Source organism: Piscinibacter sp., from assembly GCF_050175855.1.
Classification (GTDB): domain Bacteria; phylum Pseudomonadota; class Gammaproteobacteria; order Burkholderiales; family Burkholderiaceae_C; genus Piscinibacter.
Genome location: NZ_JBFXIO010000049.1, coordinates 1 through 16,702, shown reverse-complemented (window position 1 = coordinate 16,702; position 16,702 = coordinate 1). Strand labels below are relative to the sequence as shown.

Annotated in this window: 22 protein-coding genes and 1 tRNA gene; 10 read left to right on the top strand and 13 right to left on the bottom strand. The window is 68.9% G+C overall.

Going from position 1 to position 16,702, the window contains the following annotated elements:
* The 8 genes from AB7U92_RS06225 to AB7U92_RS06190 all read left to right on the top strand — a co-directional run.
* Positions 1–881 (top strand): tetratricopeptide repeat protein (locus AB7U92_RS06225; protein ID WP_428575316.1); only part of this gene is annotated, 881 nt, incomplete at its 5' end.
* The gene (locus AB7U92_RS06220; protein WP_428575315.1) at positions 878–1,408 is read left to right on the top strand and encodes an outer membrane lipoprotein LolB; all 531 of its coding nucleotides are present in this window, start codon (positions 878–880) and stop codon (positions 1,406–1,408) included. The genes AB7U92_RS06225 and AB7U92_RS06220, both read left to right, overlap by 4 nt.
* A 7-nt stretch (positions 1,409–1,415) precedes the next feature.
* A complete protein-coding gene (ispE, locus tag AB7U92_RS06215; protein WP_428575314.1) occupies positions 1,416–2,312 on the top strand; it encodes a 4-(cytidine 5'-diphospho)-2-C-methyl-D-erythritol kinase in 897 nt (298 codons plus the stop codon).
* 40 nt (positions 2,313–2,352) lie between these two features.
* A tRNA-Gln gene (locus AB7U92_RS06210) sits at positions 2,353–2,429 on the top strand.
* Positions 2,430–2,498: 69 nt separating this feature from the next.
* Positions 2,499–3,461, top strand: a complete 963-nt coding sequence (locus tag AB7U92_RS06205) for a ribose-phosphate pyrophosphokinase (RefSeq protein ID WP_428575313.1) — start codon at positions 2,499–2,501, stop codon at positions 3,459–3,461.
* Positions 3,462–3,509: 48 nt separating this feature from the next.
* Complete coding sequence (locus AB7U92_RS06200) at positions 3,510–4,154, top strand: 50S ribosomal protein L25/general stress protein Ctc (protein WP_428575312.1); 645 nt, start codon at positions 3,510–3,512, stop codon at positions 4,152–4,154.
* 85 nt (positions 4,155–4,239) lie between these two features.
* Complete coding sequence (gene pth / locus AB7U92_RS06195) at positions 4,240–4,848, top strand: aminoacyl-tRNA hydrolase (RefSeq protein WP_428575311.1); 609 nt, start codon at positions 4,240–4,242, stop codon at positions 4,846–4,848.
* Positions 4,845–5,231, top strand: a complete 387-nt coding sequence (locus tag AB7U92_RS06190) for a hypothetical protein (protein ID WP_428575310.1) — start codon at positions 4,845–4,847, stop codon at positions 5,229–5,231. The genes pth and AB7U92_RS06190 overlap by 4 nt, the downstream gene beginning before the upstream one ends.
* Here AB7U92_RS06190 and AB7U92_RS06185 read toward each other — a convergent pair whose 3' ends face one another.
* The 12 genes from AB7U92_RS06185 to AB7U92_RS06130 form a co-directional block, all read right to left on the bottom strand.
* The gene (locus AB7U92_RS06185; protein ID WP_428575309.1) at positions 5,232–5,501 is read right to left on the bottom strand and encodes a YfhL family 4Fe-4S dicluster ferredoxin; all 270 of its coding nucleotides are present in this window, start codon (positions 5,499–5,501) and stop codon (positions 5,232–5,234) included. It abuts the gene before it with no gap.
* A gap of 1 nt (position 5,502) precedes the next feature.
* Positions 5,503–6,006, bottom strand: a complete 504-nt coding sequence (gene coaD, locus AB7U92_RS06180; protein WP_428575308.1) for a pantetheine-phosphate adenylyltransferase — start codon at positions 6,004–6,006, stop codon at positions 5,503–5,505.
* Between the two features lie 44 nt (positions 6,007–6,050).
* On the bottom strand, positions 6,051–6,638 hold the full coding sequence (gene rsmD / locus AB7U92_RS06175; RefSeq protein ID WP_428575307.1) for a 16S rRNA (guanine(966)-N(2))-methyltransferase RsmD: 588 nt from the start codon (positions 6,636–6,638) through the stop codon (positions 6,051–6,053).
* On the bottom strand, positions 6,635–7,414 hold the full coding sequence (gene hisF, locus AB7U92_RS06170; protein WP_428575306.1) for an imidazole glycerol phosphate synthase subunit HisF: 780 nt from the start codon (positions 7,412–7,414) through the stop codon (positions 6,635–6,637). The genes rsmD and hisF overlap by 4 nt, the downstream gene beginning before the upstream one ends.
* A gap of 5 nt (positions 7,415–7,419) precedes the next feature.
* A complete protein-coding gene (hisA, locus tag AB7U92_RS06165; RefSeq protein ID WP_428575305.1) occupies positions 7,420–8,166 on the bottom strand; it encodes a 1-(5-phosphoribosyl)-5-[(5-phosphoribosylamino)methylideneamino]imidazole-4-carboxamide isomerase in 747 nt (248 codons plus the stop codon).
* Positions 8,167–8,229: 63 nt separating this feature from the next.
* Entirely contained in the window at positions 8,230–8,877 is a 648-nt protein-coding gene (hisH, locus tag AB7U92_RS06160; RefSeq protein ID WP_428575304.1) for an imidazole glycerol phosphate synthase subunit HisH, read from the bottom strand.
* A gap of 1 nt (position 8,878) precedes the next feature.
* Positions 8,879–9,472 (bottom strand): imidazoleglycerol-phosphate dehydratase HisB, encoded by a 594-nt coding sequence (gene hisB / locus AB7U92_RS06155; RefSeq protein ID WP_428575303.1) that lies wholly within the window; start codon positions 9,470–9,472, stop codon positions 8,879–8,881.
* Between the two features lies 1 nt (position 9,473).
* Positions 9,474–10,556: a histidinol-phosphate transaminase gene (gene hisC / locus AB7U92_RS06150; protein ID WP_428575302.1), complete on the bottom strand. Its 1,083-nt coding sequence runs from the start codon at positions 10,554–10,556 to the stop codon at positions 9,474–9,476.
* The gene (gene hisD, locus AB7U92_RS06145) at positions 10,553–11,878 is read right to left on the bottom strand and encodes a histidinol dehydrogenase (protein WP_428575301.1); all 1,326 of its coding nucleotides are present in this window, start codon (positions 11,876–11,878) and stop codon (positions 10,553–10,555) included. Before hisD ends, hisC begins: the two co-directional genes overlap by 4 nt.
* Entirely contained in the window at positions 11,875–12,519 is a 645-nt protein-coding gene (gene hisG, locus AB7U92_RS06140) for an ATP phosphoribosyltransferase (protein ID WP_428575317.1), read from the bottom strand. Before hisG ends, hisD begins: the two co-directional genes overlap by 4 nt.
* 85 nt (positions 12,520–12,604) lie before the next feature.
* Positions 12,605–13,864: a UDP-N-acetylglucosamine 1-carboxyvinyltransferase gene (murA, locus tag AB7U92_RS06135; RefSeq protein WP_428575300.1), complete on the bottom strand. Its 1,260-nt coding sequence runs from the start codon at positions 13,862–13,864 to the stop codon at positions 12,605–12,607.
* A 90-nt stretch (positions 13,865–13,954) separates the two neighbouring features.
* Positions 13,955–14,227 carry a BolA family protein gene (locus tag AB7U92_RS06130; protein WP_428575299.1) on the bottom strand — a complete coding sequence of 91 codons (273 nt, stop codon included), beginning with the start codon at positions 14,225–14,227 and terminating at the stop codon, positions 13,955–13,957.
* A 61-nt stretch (positions 14,228–14,288) separates the two neighbouring features.
* Between AB7U92_RS06130 and AB7U92_RS06125 the strand changes: the two genes are divergently transcribed.
* Complete coding sequence (locus AB7U92_RS06125; RefSeq protein WP_428575298.1) at positions 14,289–15,521, top strand: cation:proton antiporter; 1,233 nt, start codon at positions 14,289–14,291, stop codon at positions 15,519–15,521.
* Complete coding sequence (locus AB7U92_RS06120; protein ID WP_428575297.1) at positions 15,518–15,976, top strand: LapA family protein; 459 nt, start codon at positions 15,518–15,520, stop codon at positions 15,974–15,976. The genes AB7U92_RS06125 and AB7U92_RS06120 overlap by 4 nt, the downstream gene beginning before the upstream one ends.
* A gap of 14 nt (positions 15,977–15,990) precedes the next feature.
* On the opposite strand, the gene AB7U92_RS06115 is transcribed toward AB7U92_RS06120, so the two are convergent.
* On the bottom strand, positions 15,991–16,702 hold a 712-nt coding region (locus tag AB7U92_RS06115), incomplete at its 5' end, for an ABC transporter permease (RefSeq protein WP_428575296.1).

Here is a 16,702-nt window from a genome sequence, read left to right as displayed (position 1 = left end):
CGAGCGTGGCCCTGAAGACCTATCTGGAGAAGCTCGAGGCGGCGCCCTCCGCCCCGGCCGCGCCAGCCGACGACGACGAGGAAGGGGGCGGCAGCCCGGCGGACCTGCGCGAGCAAGGCCGCACGCAGGCCTGGCTGCTGCTGGCCCAGGCGGCCGAGCAGCAGCGCGACTTCAAGGCCGCGGAGGCCTGGCTGGCTAAGGTCGATAACCCGCAGCGCGCGCTCGAGGTGCAGACGCGCCGCGCCACGCTGCTGGCCCGGCAGGGCAAGATCAAGGAAGCTCGTGAGCTGCTGCGGCGCGTGCCGGAGAAGACGGCGGCCGACGCCCGCTCCAAGTTGCTCGCCGAAGCCCAGGTGCTGCGTGACGTCAAGGCCTGGAAGGACGCCAACGCGGTACTCGAACAGGCCAACCGCCAGTTCCCCGACGACGTCGACCTGCTCTACGAGCAGTCGATGATGGCCGAGAAGCTCGATCGCATGGACGAGATGGAGCGGCTGCTGCGCAAGGTCATCGAGCTCAAGCCCGACCACCATCATGCGTACAACGCACTGGGCTACTCGCTGGCCGAGCGCAACCAGCGCCTGGGCGAGGCGCGCGACCTGATCAAGAAGGCGCTCGAGCTGAGCCCGGGCGAGCCCTTCATCACCGACAGCCTCGGCTGGGTCGAGTACCGGCTCGGCAATCGCGCCGAAGCCCTGCGCCTGCTGCAGCAGGCCTACCGCGCCCGCCCCGATCCCGAAATCGCCGCCCATCTCGGCGAAGTGCTCTGGGTGATGGGCCAGCAGGACGAGGCCCGCCGCGTCTGGCGTGAGGCGAAGACGCGCGACAGCGGCAACGACGTGCTGCGCGAGACGCTCGCCCGCTTGCGGGTGGATCTGTGAGGCGACGCGGCGCCGTGCTGGCGCTGCCGCTGGCGGCACTGCTGGCGGCGTGCACGTCGCTGCCGCGTGACAGCGCGCCTCTGGCCGGAGACAGCCTGTCGGGGCGACTGGCGCTGCGTGTCGAGGCGACGGGTGAGGAACAGCCGCGCTCCGTGGTGGCGGCCTTCGAGCTGCGCGGCGCGCCCGAGGCCGGCCGGCTCGATCTGGCCACGCCCACGGGACAAGTGATGGCACAGGCCCGATGGCAGCCGGGCCGCGTCGTACTTGTCACCCCGCAGGGCGAGACGCCATTCGCCAGCCTCGACGCGCTGACCCGCGAGGTGCTCGGCGAAAGCCTGCCCGTGGCCGCGATGTTCGACTGGCTGCACGGCCGTCCCTGGCCGGGCGCGGCGCACGAGGCCAATCCGCCGGGCTTCCGCCAGCTCGGCTGGTCGGTGGACCTGGCGCGCTTCGCCGACGACACCATCGTCGCCGTGCGCGAGACGGCGCCGGCGGTCACGGTGCGCGTCAAGCTGGATCGGAGCTGATCGGCCGATGAGCCTCACCGCCCTGTACGAGGTCGCCGCGCCGGCCAAGCTCAACCTGTTCCTGCACGTGATCGGCCGCCGGGACGACGGCTACCACCTGCTGCAGTCAGTCTTCGTACTGATCGACTGGGCCGACACCCTGCACTTCGAACGTCGTGGCGACGGCAAGCTCGCCCGCCACGACCTCGGGCCCGCCCTGCCCGTCGACGACCTCTGCCTGCGCGCCGCGCGGCTGCTGCAGGCGGAAAGCGGCACGGCGCTGGGTGCCGATATCTCGATCGACAAGCGCTTGCCCTGGGGCGCCGGCATGGGCGGCGGCAGTTCGGATGCGGCCAGCACGCTGCTGGCACTCAACCGACTGTGGGGCCTGAACTGGCCACGCGAGCGACTGGCCGCCCTCGGCCTGAAGCTGGGCGCCGACGTGCCGTTCTTCATCGGCGGGCGCAACGCCTTCGTCGAGGGCATCGGCGAGCGCCTGACGCCGCTTCCGATACCGCCCGTCTGGCTGGCGGTGCTCAAGCCGGCGGCGTCCATCGAGACCCGTGCGATCTTCGGCAGCCCGCTGCTGGTGCGAGACACCGAAGCTGTTATACTTGCGGGCTTTCTTGCAGACACGGCTGGCAGCGTACGCCGTGTGCTCGACGGATTCGGCCGCAACGACTTGCAGCCGCCTGCCGAAGCGCACTGTGCGGACGTAGTCACTGCCCTGGAACTCCTGCGGCGGCGCTTCGGCAACGCACGGATGACCGGGTCGGGCAGCGCGGTGTTCGCGAGAGCAGGAAATATGGGCACAGAGGGCGCCGAACCCATGGCGACAATGCCGGCGGATCTTCCGCCGGGGTGGGTGGGGCGAATGTGCCGCAGCCTGGAGCAGCATCCGCTCGTCGGTTGGGCTCCGGACTGAGACCGGTTGAAGGTTCGGCGCGAAAGTGGCGGACCGGTGTAGGGGAGTCGCCAAGTTGGTTAAGGCATCGGATTTTGATTCCGACATGCGAGGGTTCGAGTCCTTCCTCCCCTGCCAAATCTCCTGACGGATCGAGTGGATCCGTCCCGGTGCGCAACGAGCCCGGCAAGACCTGACGGAGCGATCGTGCTGTTCAACACCGTGCTGTTCACCGGCAACGCCAACCCGGCGCTGGCCCAGGAAATCGCGACGCACCTGGGCATCGAGCTCGGCAAGGCCAAGGTCGGCCGCTTCTCCGACGGCGAAGTCGACATCGAGATCGAGCAGAACGTCCGCGCCCGCGACATCTTCGTGGTGCAGCCGACCTGCGCGCCGACCAACGAGAACCTGATGGAGCTGTGCATCATGGTCGACGCGCTCAAGCGCGCCTCGGCCAGGAGAGTCACCGCCGTCATCCCCTATTTCGGCTACGCCCGCCAGGACCGCCGCCCGCGCTCCACCCGGGTGCCGATCAGCGCCAAGGTCGTGGCCAACATGCTGGAAGCGGTCGGCGTCGAGCGACTGCTGACCATGGACCTGCACGCCGACCAGATCCAGGGCTTCTTCGACATTCCCGTCGACAACATCTACGCCTCGCCGGTGCTGCTGGCCGACCTGCAGGGCAAGCGCTACAGTGACCTCGTGGTCGTGTCGCCCGACGTCGGCGGCGTGGTGCGCGCCCGCGCGCTGGCCAAGCAGCTCGGCTGCGACCTGGCCATCATCGACAAGCGCCGCCCGAAGGCGAACGTCTCCGAGGTGATGCACGTCATCGGCGAGATCGAGGGCCGCAACTGCGTGATCATGGACGACATGATCGACACCGCCGGCACGCTGGTGAAGGCGGCCGAGGTGCTCAAGGAGCGCGGCGCCAAGAGCGTGTACGCCTACTGCACTCACGCCGTGTTCTCCGGCCCGGCGATCGAGCGCATCAAGTCCTCGGCGCTCGACGAGGTCGTGATCACCAACACCATTCCGCTCAACGACGCCGGCAAGGCCTGCTCCAAGGTCCGCCAGCTGTCGGTGGCTTTCCTCTTCGCGGAGACCATCCGCCGCATTTCCGACGGCGAGTCCGTCACGTCCCTGTTCGCGGAGCAAAACGCGAACTTCTAAGCGGGGAGCCTGGTCGCGGGCGCCCGTTCACATCCACCTGGAGTCACCATGAAATTCGTCGCCTACGAGCGCAAGTTGCAGGGCACCGGAGCGAGCCGCCGCCTGCGCAATGCGCAAAAGGTGCCTGGCATCGTCTACGGTGCCGGCACGCCCACGATGATCGAGCTCGATCACAACGCCCTGTTCTTCGCGCTGAAGAAGGAAGCCTTCCACTCGTCGCTGCTCGAGATGGAACTCAACGGCAAGAGCGAGCAGGTGCTGCTGCGCGACTACCAGATGCACGCTTTCAAGCCCGTCGTGCTGCACGTGGACTTCCAGCGCGTCGACAAGACCACCAAGGTCACGAAGAAGGTGCCGCTGCACTTCGTCAACGAGGAGAACTCGCCGGCCGTCAAGACCGACAAGTGCCTCGTCAACCACGTGGTCACCGAGGTGCAGATCCAGTGCCTGGCCTCGCAGTTGCCCGAATTCCTGACGGTCGACCTGGGCAACCTGTCCAAGGGCCAGTCGCTGCACGTCAGCGACCTGAAGCTGGCAGATGGCGTCAAGGTCGTCACGCATGGCAAGAAGGATCCGGTGATCGTCTCGGTCTCGATGCAGTCTGAGGAAGAGGAAGCCGCACCGGCCCCGGCCGCCGCCCCCGCTGCTGCGCCGGCCAAGGGCAAGAAGGACGAGAAGCAGAACAAGAAGTGAGGGCGGCGGCACCTGCCGCATCCCCCTTCGGAGCCCCGCCTCGGCGGGGCTTTTTCATGCCCGCCCGACGCCGATAATCCGCCGCATGATCCGATTGCTGGTCGGCCTGGGCAACCCGGGCGCGGAATACGAAGCCACCCGGCACAACGCCGGGTTCTGGTTCATCGACGAGGTCGCGCGCGCGCTGAAGGCGTCGCTGGTGCCCGAGCGCAGCTATTTCGGCTTGGCGGCGCGCGCGAATACGCCGAACGGTCCGGTGTGGTTGCTCGAGCCGATGACCTACATGAACGCCTCGGGCAAGTCGGTGGCGGCGCTGGCGCGCTTCTTCAAGATCGCACCGGACGAGATCCTCGTCGCCCACGACGAGCTCGACCTGCCGCCCGGCCAGGTGAAGATGAAGCTCGGCGGTAGCCACGCCGGCCACAACGGCCTGAAGGATATCCACGCCCAGCTCGGCAGCGCCGACTACTGGCGGCTGCGCCTGGGCATCGGCCATCCGGGCGTGAAGGCCGAGGTGGTGAACTACGTGCTGAAGAAGCCCTCGGCCGAACACCGCGAGGCGATCGAGAAGTCGATCGCGCAGGCGATGACGGCGCTCGACCTGATGCTCGCCGGCGAGATGGAGCGCGCCATGATGAAGGTGCATGCCAAGCCGCCGCGCCCCAAGCCCCCTCGACCGGAGCCCACGCCATGAAGCACTGGATCCCCGCCGTCGTGCTGGCCTGCGCCAGCGCCGCAGTCTCGGCCGCGCCGGTCTACCGCTGCGGCGGCGGAACCTACTCGCAGACGCCCTGCCCCGGCGGCACGGTGGTCGACACCACCGACCCGCGCAGCGCGGCGCAGCGAGCCGAGGCGCGGCGTGCGGCCGCCGCCGAGAAGCGCCGCGCCCGCGACATGGAACGGGAGCGGCGCGCACAGGAGAAACGCTCGGCGAAGAAACCGGCCATCGCCTCACTCGGGCCGCAGCGAGCCGCGTCCGCGCCCGCCAGGGCGGCGAGCAAGCCAACTTCGCGGAAGAAGCCGAAACCTCAGGGCGAGGTCTTCACCGCGGTGGTGCCGAAGAACCCGAAGCCCTGATCAGCGCGCAGCCGGAGCGGCGGCCGCGGCCTGCAGGCGGCAGTACTTCTCCCACAGCGTTTCCTTGCTCTCCACGTGCGCCGGGTCGACCGGAATGCAGCTGACCGGGCACACCTGCACGCACTGCGGCTCGTCGAAGTGGCCCACACACTCGGTGCAGCGGTTCGGGTCGATCTGGTAGATCTCCGGGCCCATCGAGATCGCCTGGTTCGGGCACTCGGGCTCGCAGACGTCGCAGTTGATGCACTCGTCGGTGATGAGCAGGGCCATCTCAGCTCTCGGTCGATTTGACGCGGTCGCGCAAGCGTTCAAGGACCGAGGGTGACACGAACTTGGAGACATCACCGCCGAGGGTGGCAATCTCGCGCACGAAGGTGCCGGAGACGAACTGGAACTGGTCGCTGGGGGTGAGGAACAGCGTCTCGACCTCGGGCATCAGCTGGCGGTTCATGCCGGCCATCTGGAACTCGTACTCGAAGTCGCTGACCGCGCGCAGGCCGCGCACCACCACCTTGCCGCCGTGGCCGACGACGAAGTCGCGCAGCAGGCCGCGGAAGGCCATCACCTCGACGTTGGGGTACTTTGCCGCCAGCTCGGCGGCGATCTCCAGCCGCTCGGCGATGGTGAACATGGTGCGCTTGTGGTGGCCGGCCGCCACGGCAAGGATCAGCCGCTCGAACAGGCCGCTGGCCCGGCGCATCAGGTCTTCATGGCCCAGGGTCATCGGATCGAAGGTGCCCGGGTAGACGGCGGTGAGGCGGGTGACGGAGGTCAAGGCGCGTTCCCTCGTTGAGTTTTTCGGCGCAGTGTAGCCGCGCCTCAGCCGCCAGAAGCAACTCGTAACAGGTGAGCGTGCACCTGGCCGGCGCGCAGGTGGCGGTGCACGGTCAGTCCGAGCGGCGCGACCTCCTCGGCGCGGAACTCCCGATCGGCTTCCAGGTAGACGAAGCCGTCGGGCACGGCCAGCCTCGCCGCAGCCGCGAGCGCTGGCGCGAAGAGCTGCGCATCGAACGGCGGATCGACGAAGACGATCTCGAATCGCTGCGGCGCGCACGCCGCCATCCAGCCCAGCGCATCGGCGCACTCGACGCGCAGCGTGGCCGCCTTCAGCCGCTCGCGCGACTGGTTCAGGCTGGCCGCCAGCGCGCGGTCGCGCTCGAGCAGCACGACCTCGCTGGCCCCGCGCGAGGCGGCCTCGAAGCCGAGCGCGCCCGAGCCGGCGAAGGCATCGAGGCAGCGCCAGCCGTCGAGATCGGCGCCCAGCCAGTTGAAGAGGGTCTCGCGCACGCGGTCGGGCGTGGGGCGCAGCCCGGGGCGATCGGCCACCGGCAGCTTGGAGCGCTTCCACTGGCCGCCGATGATGCGGACTTCATGCGGCAGCGCCGCGCCGCGCGGGGCGGGCCTCACAGCCGCACCGGGATGCCGTCGCGCGCCAGCAGTGCCTTGGCCTGGCCGACGGTGAATTCGCCGTAGTGGAAGATGCTGGCGGCCAGCACCGCATCCGCCCCGCCGATGCGGATGCCTTCGGACAGGTGCTCCAGCGCGCCGACGCCGCCCGAGGCGATCACCGGCACGTCCACCGCGTCGCTCACTGCACGGGTGAGTTCGAGGTCGAAGCCGATCTTGGTGCCGTCGCGATCCATGCTGGTCAGCAGGATCTCGCCGGCGCCGTGCTCGGCCATCTGCCTCGCCCAGGCGACGGCGTCGAGACCCACGTTCTTGCGGCCGCCGTGGGTGTAGACGTCCCAGCCGGGGCCACGCGCGGCGAGGTCGTCGCCATGCCGGCGCTTGGCGTCGATCGCTACCACGATGCACTGCGCCCCGTACTTGGCCGAGGCGTCGCGGATCACCTGCGGGTTGGCCACCGCGGCCGAGTTGAAGCTGACCTTGTCGGCGCCGGCATTGAGCAGGCGGCGCACGTCGTCGACCGTGCGCACGCCGCCGCCGACGGTGAGCGGGATGAACACCTGCGAGGCCACCGCCTCGATGATGTGCAGGATGAGGTCGCGCCCGTCGCTGGTGGCGGTGATGTCGAGGAAGGTGAGCTCGTCGGCGCCCTGGTCGTTGTAGCGCGCGGCGATCTCCACCGGATCGCCGGCGTCGCGCAGCTCGACGAAATTGACGCCCTTGACGACCCGGCCGCCGGTGACGTCGAGGCAGGGGATGATGCGCTTGGCCAGCAAAGGGGTCAGGCCTCGCCGTTGAGTTCGTCGGCGCGCGCCTGCGCCGCTGCGAAGTCGAGGTCGCCGGTGTAGATCGCCCGGCCGCAGATCACGCCTTCGATGCCCTCGGACTCGACGGCGCAGAGCTTCTCGATGTCGGCCATGTTCGACAGGCCGCCCGAGGCGATCACCGGGATGGTGAGCGCCTGCGCCAGCTTGACGGTCGCTTCGATGTTGATGCCGCTGAGCATGCCGTCGCGGCCGATGTCGGTGTAGATCACGCCCTCGACGCCGTAGTCCTGGAACTTCTTCGCCAGGTCAACCACCTCGTGCCCGGTGAGCTTGCTCCAGCCGTCGGTGGCGACCTTGCCGTCCTTGGCGTCCAGGCCGACGATGATGTGGCCGCCGAAGGCCGTGCAGGCGTCGTGCAGGAAGCCGGGGTTCTTCACCGCGGCCGTGCCGATGATGATGTAGCTCAGCCCGTCGTCGAGGTAGCGCTCGATGGTGTCGAGGTCGCGGATGCCGCCGCCGAGCTGCACCGGGATCTCGTCGCCCACCTCGGCGAGGATCGCCTTGATGGCACCCTCGTTGACAGGCTTGCCGGCGAAGGCGCCGTTGAGGTCGACGAGGTGCAAGCGCCGCGCTCCGGCATCGACCCATCGCCGCGCCATCGCGGCCGGGTCTTCACCGAAGGTGGTGGACTCGCTCATGTCGCCCTGCTTGAGGCGAACACATCGACCGTCTTTCAGGTCAATCGCGGGGATCAGCAGCATGGCCGATGGGCGTGGTGGGGAAGAGGGGGCACCCGAGGAGGTGAGGTGTGCAGGGGAAAGCCTTCAGGGATTCCAGTGCAGGAAGTTTCGGTACAGCGCGAGGCCGTGCTCGGCGCTCTTCTCGGGGTGGAACTGCGTCGCAAAAATATTATCCCGGGCCACCGCGCAGGTAAAGCGCTCGCCGTAGTCGGTCTTGCCGACGCTGTGGCGCGCGTCCGACGGGCGGGCGTAGAAGCTGTGCACGAAATAGAAGTACGCGCTGTCCGGTACGCCGGCCCAGATCGGGTGCGGCCGCGCCTGAACCACCTGGTTCCAGCCCATCTGCGGCACCTTGTAGCGGCTGCCGTCGGGCTGCTTCTGTCCTTCCAGCCGGAAGCGCACCACCTCGCCCGGGATCAGGCCCAGCCCGTCAGTGGGCCCTTCCTCGCTGCGCGACAGCAGCATCTGCATGCCCACGCACACGCCCATCATCGGCTTGCGCGCGGCGGCGTCGAGCACCGCCTCCTGCAGCCCGGAATCGCGCAGCTCACGCATGCAGTCGGGCATGGCGCCCTGCCCCGGCAGCACGATGCGCTCGGCGGCGAACACCTCTTCCGGCCGGCTGGTGACGATCACCTCGAAGCCGGTGCCCTGGGTGACGTGCATCACCGCCTGCGACACCGAGCGCAGGTTGCCCATGCCGTAATCCACCACGGCGACGGTCCTGGCCATCTCAGAGGCTGCCCTTGGTGGAGGGGATGACGCCGGCCGAACGCGGGTCGATCGCCAGCGCCATGCGCAAGGCCCGCCCGAAGGCCTTGAACACCGTCTCGGCCTGGTGGTGGGCGTTGTCGCCCTTGAGGTTGTCGATGTGAAGCGTCACCAGCGCGTGGTTGGCGAAGCCCTGGAAGAACTCGTAGGTCAGCTGGGTGTCGAAGCCGCCCACCATGCCGGCCTTGAACGGCACGTTCATGTGCAGGCCCGGGCGGCCGGAGAAGTCGACCACCACGCGCGACAGCGCCTCGTCCAGCGGCACGTAGGCGTGGCCGTAGCGCGTCAGGCCCTTCTTGTCGCCCACCGCCTTGGCCACCGCCATGCCCAGCGTGATGCCGACGTCTTCCACCGTGTGGTGGCCGTCGATGTGCAGGTCACCCTTCGCGGCGATGTCGAGGTCGATCAGCCCGTGGCGGGCGATCTGGTCGAGCATGTGGTCGAAGAAGCCGATGCCGGTGGCAAGCTTCGCCTCGCCGGTGCCGTCGAGGTTGAGCTGGACGCGGATCTGCGTCTCCTTGGTGTTGCGGGTGACGTCGGCTTGGCGGTCGCTCATTTCACAGGCTCGCTTTCAGGGCGTCGATCATCAGGGTGTTCTCTTCCGGCGTGCCCACCGTCAGGCGCAGGCAGTTGGCCAGCAGCGGATGCAGCCCCGCGATGTGCTTGACCAGCACGCCGCGCTGCTTCATGCCCTCGAAGGCGCGCTTCGAGTCGGGCACGCGCACCAGGATCATGTTGGCCTCGCTGGGGAACGGCTCCACGCCGGGCATCGCGGCCAGCGCCTGCTGCAGGCGGCCTCGCTCCTCGCGCAGGATGGCGGCCTGGCGCGCGAACTCGCCGGCATGCTCGAGGGCGAACAACGTCGCCTCGGCATTGAGCACGCTGATGTTGTACGGCGGGCGCACCTTGTCGATCTCGTCGATCAGCGCGGCGGCACCGGCCATGTAGCCCAGGCGCACGCCGGCCAGGCCGAACTTGGACAGCGTGCGCATCACCAGCACATGCTCGTGCGCGGCCATGCGCTGCATCCAGGTCTTCGACGAGAACGGCTGGTAGGCCTCGTCGAAGACCACCAGGCCGTTCTGCTTGCCCACCGCGGCGACGATGCGGTCGATGACGGCGTCGTCGAACAGGTTGGCCGTCGGGTTGTTCGGGTAGGCGATGTAGGTGATCGCCGGGCGGTGCTGCTCGATGGCCGCGAGCATCGCCGCCTCGTCGAGCTCGAAGTCGGCCGTCAGCGGCACGCCGACGAACTTCAGCCCCTGCAGCTTCGCCGACATCTCGTACATCACGAAGCCGGGCAGCGGCGCGAGGATGGTCGCGCCGGGAACATCGCAGGCCAGCGCCAGCAGGCTGATCAGCTCGTCCGAGCCGTTGCCCAGCATCAGCTTGCAGCCCGCCGGTGGCTTCACATACGCGGTGAGCGCGGCGATCACGTCGGCCACGCACTGCGTCGGGTAGCGGTTGATCGCCACGCGGCCGAGCCGCTCGCCCAGTTCGCGCTGCAGTTCGGGCGGCAGGCGGAACGGGTTCTCCATCGCATCGAGCTTGACGAAGCCGGCGCTCGGCTGGATCGCGTAGGCGTGCATCGACTGCACGTCCTGGCGGATCACCTTCTGCATGCGGTCGGCGAGGCTCATCGCGCACCGCCCTTCTTCAGGCGGAACTCGGCAGCCTGCGCGTGCGCCTGCAACCCTTCGCCGTAGGCCAGCTCGGCGGCGATGGTGCCGAGCACCTGTGCTCCCGCCTCGCTCACCTCGATCAGGCTGCTGCGCTTCTGGAAGTCGTAGACGCCCAGCGGCGAACTGAAGCGTGCGGTGCCGGAGGTGGGCAGCACGTGGTTCGGCCCGGCGCAGTAGTCGCCCAGGCTTTCGCTGGTGAACGCGCCGAGGAAGATCGCCCCGGCGTGCCTGAGCAGCGGCTCCCAGCGATGCGGCTCGCGGCTGGAGACTTCCAGGTGCTCCGGCGCGATGCGGTTGCTGATCGCGCAGGCCTCGTCCATCGAGCGGGTGTGGATCAGCGCGCCGCGGCCTTCGAGCGAAGCACGGATCACGTCGCGGCGCGGCATGCCGGGCAGCAGTCGGTCGATCTCGGCTTTCACGGCCGCGATGTAGCCGGCATCCGGACACAGCAGGATGCTCTGTGCCAGCTCGTCGTGCTCGGCCTGGCTGAACAGGTCCATCGCCACCCAATCGGCCGGCGTCGTGCCGTCGGCCAGCACGAGGATCTCGCTGGGGCCGGCGATCATGTCGATGCCCACCTTGCCGAACACGCGCCGCTTGGCGCTGGCCACGTAGGCGTTGCCCGGTCCGGTGATCTTGTCGACGGCCGGGACCGTTGCCGTGCCGTGAGCCAGCGCGCCGACCGCCTGCGCCCCGCCGATGGTGAAGGCGCGGCTCACGCCGGCCACGGCCGCCGCGGCCAGTACGAGCGGATTGCGTTCGCCCTTGGGCGTGGGCACGACCATGACGATCTCGCCGACGCCAGCCACGTGGGCCGGGATCGCATTCATCAGCACGCTCGACGGATAGGCCGCCTTGCCACCGGGCACGTAGATGCCGACACGGTCCAGCGGCGTGACCTTCTGGCCGAGCAGCGTGCCGTCGGCGTCGCGGTAGCTCCAGCTGCGGCCGCAGGCCTCGAGCTGGCGCTGGTGGTAGTCGCGCACACGCGCCGCGGCAGCTTCGAGCGCGCGCCGCTGCGCCGGCGTGATCTGATCGAGCGCGGCATTCAGTTCGGCCTGCGTGATCTCGAGTTCGGCCATCGACGCCGCGGCGAGGCCGTCGAAGCGCTGGGTGTACTCCAGCACCGCCGCATCGCCGCGCTGCTCGACGTCGGCGAGGATGTCGGCCACACGACCTTCGATCGCCGCATCGGTCTCCGCCGACCAGTGCAGCACGCGCGCGAACTCGGCCTCGAAGTCGGCGGTGGTGGTGGCGAGCTGGCGGAGGGCGACGGTCATGGCTGGCTTCCGACGGCGGATTCGAACGCGTCGATGATGGCGCGGATCGGTTCGCGCTTGAGCTTGAGCGCGGCCTGGTTGACGACCAGGCGCGACGAGATCTGCATGATCTGCTCCACCTCGACGAGGTGGTTGGCCTTGAGCGTGCTGCCGGTGGAGACCAGGTCGACGATCGCATCGGCCAGGCCGGTCAGCGGCGCCAGCTCCATCGAGCCGTAGAGCTTGATCAGGTCGACGTGCACGCCCTTGTTGGCGAAGTGATCACGGGCGATCTGCGTGTACTTGGTGGCCACCCGCAGCCGCGAGCCCTGCTTCACTGCGCCGGCATAGTCGAAGTCGGCGCGCACGGCCACGCTCATGCGGCACTTCGCGATCCGCAGGTCGAGCGGCTGGTACAGGCCCTGGCCGCCGTGCTCGAGCAGCGTGTCGCGGCCGACCACGCCGAGGTCGGCGCCACCGTGCTGGACGTAGGTGGGCACGTCGGTGGCGCGCACCAGCACGATGCGCACGTCGGGCTTGTTGGTGCCGATGATGAGCTTGCGGCTCTTCTCCGGATCCTCGGCCACCTCGATGCCAGCCGCCTTCAGCAGTGGCAGGGTCTCGTCGAAGATGCGGCCCTTGGACAGGGCCAGTGTGATCATGGTGTTCATGGCAGCGCCCGCCCGGCCGCCCGAAGGGCGCTGCGCGCCCCCTCGGGGGGTCGCGAACGAAGTGAGCTAGGGGGCTTCATTTGATCCGCTCGATGTCCGCGCCGATGCCGCGCAGCTTGGCTTCCATGCGGTCGTAGCCGCGGTCGAGGTGGTAGATGCGGTCGACCACCGTCTCGCCGCTGGCCACCAGGCCGGCGATCACCAGGCTGGCCGAGGCGCGCAGGTCGGTGGCCATCACGATCGCGCCGGAGAGCTTCTCGACGCCCTGCACCACCGCCGTGTGGCCGTCGACGACGATGTTGGCGCCCAGGCGCACCAGCTCGTTGACGTGCATGAAGCGGTTCTCAAAGATGGTTTCGGTGACCTTGCTCGCACCCTCGGCGATGCAGTTCAGCGCCATGAATTGCGCCTGCATGTCGGTCGGGAAAGCCGGGTACTCGCTGGTGCGGAAGCTCACCGCCTTCGGCCGGCCCTGGCCGCGGACGCGGATCCAGCCCTCGCCGGCCTCGATGGCCACACCCGCCTCGCGCAGCTTGTCGATCACCGCGTCGAGGTGGTCGGCGCGCGCATCGCGCAGCAGCACGTCGCCGCCGGCCGCGGCCACGGCGCACAGGAAGGTGCCGGTCTCGATGCGGTCGGGCACGATGCGGTGGCTGGCGCCGTGCAGCTTCTCGACGCCTCGGATGCGGATCCTGCTGGTGCCGTGGCCCTCGATCTTCGCGCCCATGGCGATCAGCAGCTCGGCGAGATCCGGGATCTCGGGCTCCTGCGCGGCGTTCTCCAGCACCGTCTCGCCCTCGGCCAGCGTGGCGGCCATCAGCAGGTTCTCGGTGCCGGTCACGGTGACCATGTCGGTGGTGATGCGCGCGCCCTTCAGGCGCTTCGCCTTGGCGAGGATGTAACCGTGCTCGACGCGGATGTCGGCGCCCATCGCCTGCAGGCCCTTGATGTGCTGGTCGACCGGGCGCGAGCCGATCGCGCAGCCGCCGGGCAGCGACACCGTCGCCTCGCCGAAGCGCGCCAGCAGCGGGCCGAGCACCAGGATCGAGGCGCGCATCGTCTTGACGAGGTCGTAGGGGGCTTCCGGCGAGGTGACCTCGTTGGCGTCGAGCGACACCACGTCGGGCTGGGCCTCGCTGCGCTCGGCCTTGGCGCCCATGTTGCGCAGCAGCTTGAGCGTGGTGCTCACGTCCTGCAGCCGCGGCACGTTGGACAGAGTGACCGGCTCGCCAGTCAGCAGCGCCGCACAGAGTTCAGGCAGCGCGGCGTTCTTGGCGCCGGAGATGGCGACTTCGCCTTCGAGCCGGCGGCCACCGCGGATGAGGAGTTTGTCCATGAGGAGGAGTGCCTGGCCCGATGCCCACCCGGCTCCCGAGACCCGCGCTGGGCGCAGGCCCGAGCGCCGCAGTGAACACTGCGGCGGAGTTCAGTGGTGGTGGGTGGTGGCCGAACCAGCCTGTGCGGCCCATTCGGCGGGGGTCAGCGTCTTCATCGACAGGGCGTGGATCTGCTCGCGCATTCTATCGCCCAGGGCCTGGTAGACCCGCTGGTGGCGCTTGACGCGGCTGGCGCCCTCGAATTCGGCCGACACGATGGTGGCGAAGAAGTGCCGACCGTCGCCCTCGACCTCGAGATGTTCGCAGGCCAGACCCTGCGCGATGAAGCGCTGCACGTCGGCGGGAGTTGGGTCGGCGGCCATGAGGGCGCTATTCTAGTGGCCCGATCCGGATGTCCGGGCCGGCGGCAGTTTCGCCCCCGCAATGCCCCACATCACCGACGAGATCCTGTTCCTCGCGCTCATCGTGGGCCTGGTGCTCATACCGCGTGCACTGCAGCGGCTGCGCATCCCGGCCCCGTTGACGAGTTTCGGGCTGGGCATGGCCGCGACGGCGCTGCTCAGCGGATTCGAGCAGGAGGCGACGCTGGCGCTGCTGGCCACGCTGGGTATCTCCTCGCTGTTCCTGTTCGCCGGCCTGGAGATCGACACCGAGGACCTGGCCAAGGGCAAGTGGCCGCTGCTCGGCCACCTCCTGGTGCGCTCGCTGACCCTGGCCGGCGGCGCCTGGCTGGCGATGACCCTGTTCGGCTTCGGCTGGCAGACCGCCGCTCTGCTCGCACTGGCCCTGCTCACGCCCTCCACCGGGTTCATTCTCGACACCCTGGCGGGCCTGGGTCTCACGCCGCCTGAGCGCTACTGGGTGACCATCAAGGCCGTCGGCGGCGAACTGCTCGCGCTGGCCGTGCTCTTCGTCGTGCTGCAGGCGGCCTCACCGCAGCAGCTCGCGGCGTCCAGCGCGGCCCTGGTGGCGATGATCGTCGGCCTGCCGCTGCTCTTCATGCTGCTGGGCCGGTACCTCGCACCGCACGCACCCGGTTCCGAGTTCTCGCTGCTCGTCATGGTCGGTCTGATCAGCGCCTACCTGACCTACCAGCTCGGCGTCTACTACCTCGTCGGCGCCTTCCTCGCAGGCTTCGTCGCGCGGCTGCTGCGGCGGCGCCTGCCGGCCCTGGCGTCCGACGCCAACCTGCATGCCATCCGGCTGTTTGCATCGTTCTTCGTGCCGTTCTACTTCTTCCACCGCGGCATGGCCGTTCCGGGCGGCGCGATGACAGTGCAGGCGCTGCAGATCGGCGGCGCGCTCACCCTCGCAGTACTGCCTCTGCGCATCGGCGCGCTGTGGCTGCAGCGCCGGGTGATCAATCGCGACGAAAGCGTGATGGCCAGCCTGCGCGTGGCCACGGCGCTCACGCCGACCCTGATCTTCACGCTCGTGCTGGCCACCATCCTGCGCGAACGCTACGGCATCTCCGATGCGCTGTATGGCGGGCTGCTGGTTTATGCGGCAGCTTCCACGCTGCTGCCGTCGATGCTGCTGGGCAAGCCATTCGACTTCGATATCACGCTGTCCGAACCCCGGCGTCCGGCCGGTGAACCCGACGAGGACGCCGCGGAGGCGGCCCTCGTTGCCACTGCCCGTGAGGTGCAACGATGAGCCTGCGCTCTGTCCTGATCGCCCTGGTGCTGGCCCTGCTGGCCACATTCACGCTGCTCAACTGGACGGCCTTCATGGCGCCGACGTCGCTGTCGCTGGGCTTCGCCCAGATCCAGGCGCCACTCGGCCTGATCATGCTCGGCGTCACCGCCGCGCTGTGCGTGCTGTTCCTCGGCTACATCGTGTTCCAGCAGGCCGGCGTGATCCGCGAAGCCCGCCGCATGTCGAAGGAACTGCAGTCCCAGCGCGCGCTCGCCGACAGTGCGGAGGCATCGCGGTTCACGGAGCTGAGAGCGTTCGTCGCTGCCGAGATGTCTTCGCTCGCCACGCGACTGGAAGGCGTCGAGGCCGAGACGCGCACGCGCATCGGCGAATCGGAGCGCAGCCTGGCGGCCTGCATCGGCGAGGTCGAAGACAAGCTGGACCGCCTGCTGCCACCGCCATCGCGGCCCTGAGCCGGCGCGCGCCCTCAGTGCCGGAGCTTGTAGCCCGTGCGCAGCAGGTTCAGCGCCGTCCCGGCGACGAGAACGAAGGCCGAGGCCACCACCGAGAGGCTGAACCAAGGCGACACGTCGCTCACGCCGAAGAAGCCGCGCCGGAAGCCGTCGATCATGTAGAAGAACGGGTTCAGGTGGCTGACGGTCTGCCAGAACCCGGGCAGCGAGTGCACCGAGTAGAAGACGCCGGAGAGGAACGTCATTGGCATGATGATGAAGTTCTGGAAGCCGGCCATCTGGTCGAATTTCTCCGCCCAGAGCCCTGCGATCAGGCCCAGCGAGCCCAGCATGGCGGCGCCGAGCACCGCGAACACCACGATCCACCACGGCTCGGCGACGTGCAGCGGCGCGAACCACGCCGTGACGAGCAGCACCCCGGCACCGACCACCAGCCCGCGCACCATCGACGCGCCCACATAGGCCGCGAACCAGGCCCAGTGCGACAGCGGCGTGACCAGCAGGAAGACCAGGTTGCCGGTGATCTTGCTCTGGATCAGCGAGGAACTGCTGTTGGCGAAGGCGTTCTGCAGCACGCTCATCATCACCAGCCCCGGAATCAGGAAGCTGGTGTAGCCGATGCGGTCGTAGACCTTCACGTGGTCTTCGAGCACGTGTCCGAAGATCAGCAGGTACAGCACCGCGGTCAGCACCGGCGCCGCCACGGTCTGGAAGCTGACCTTCCAG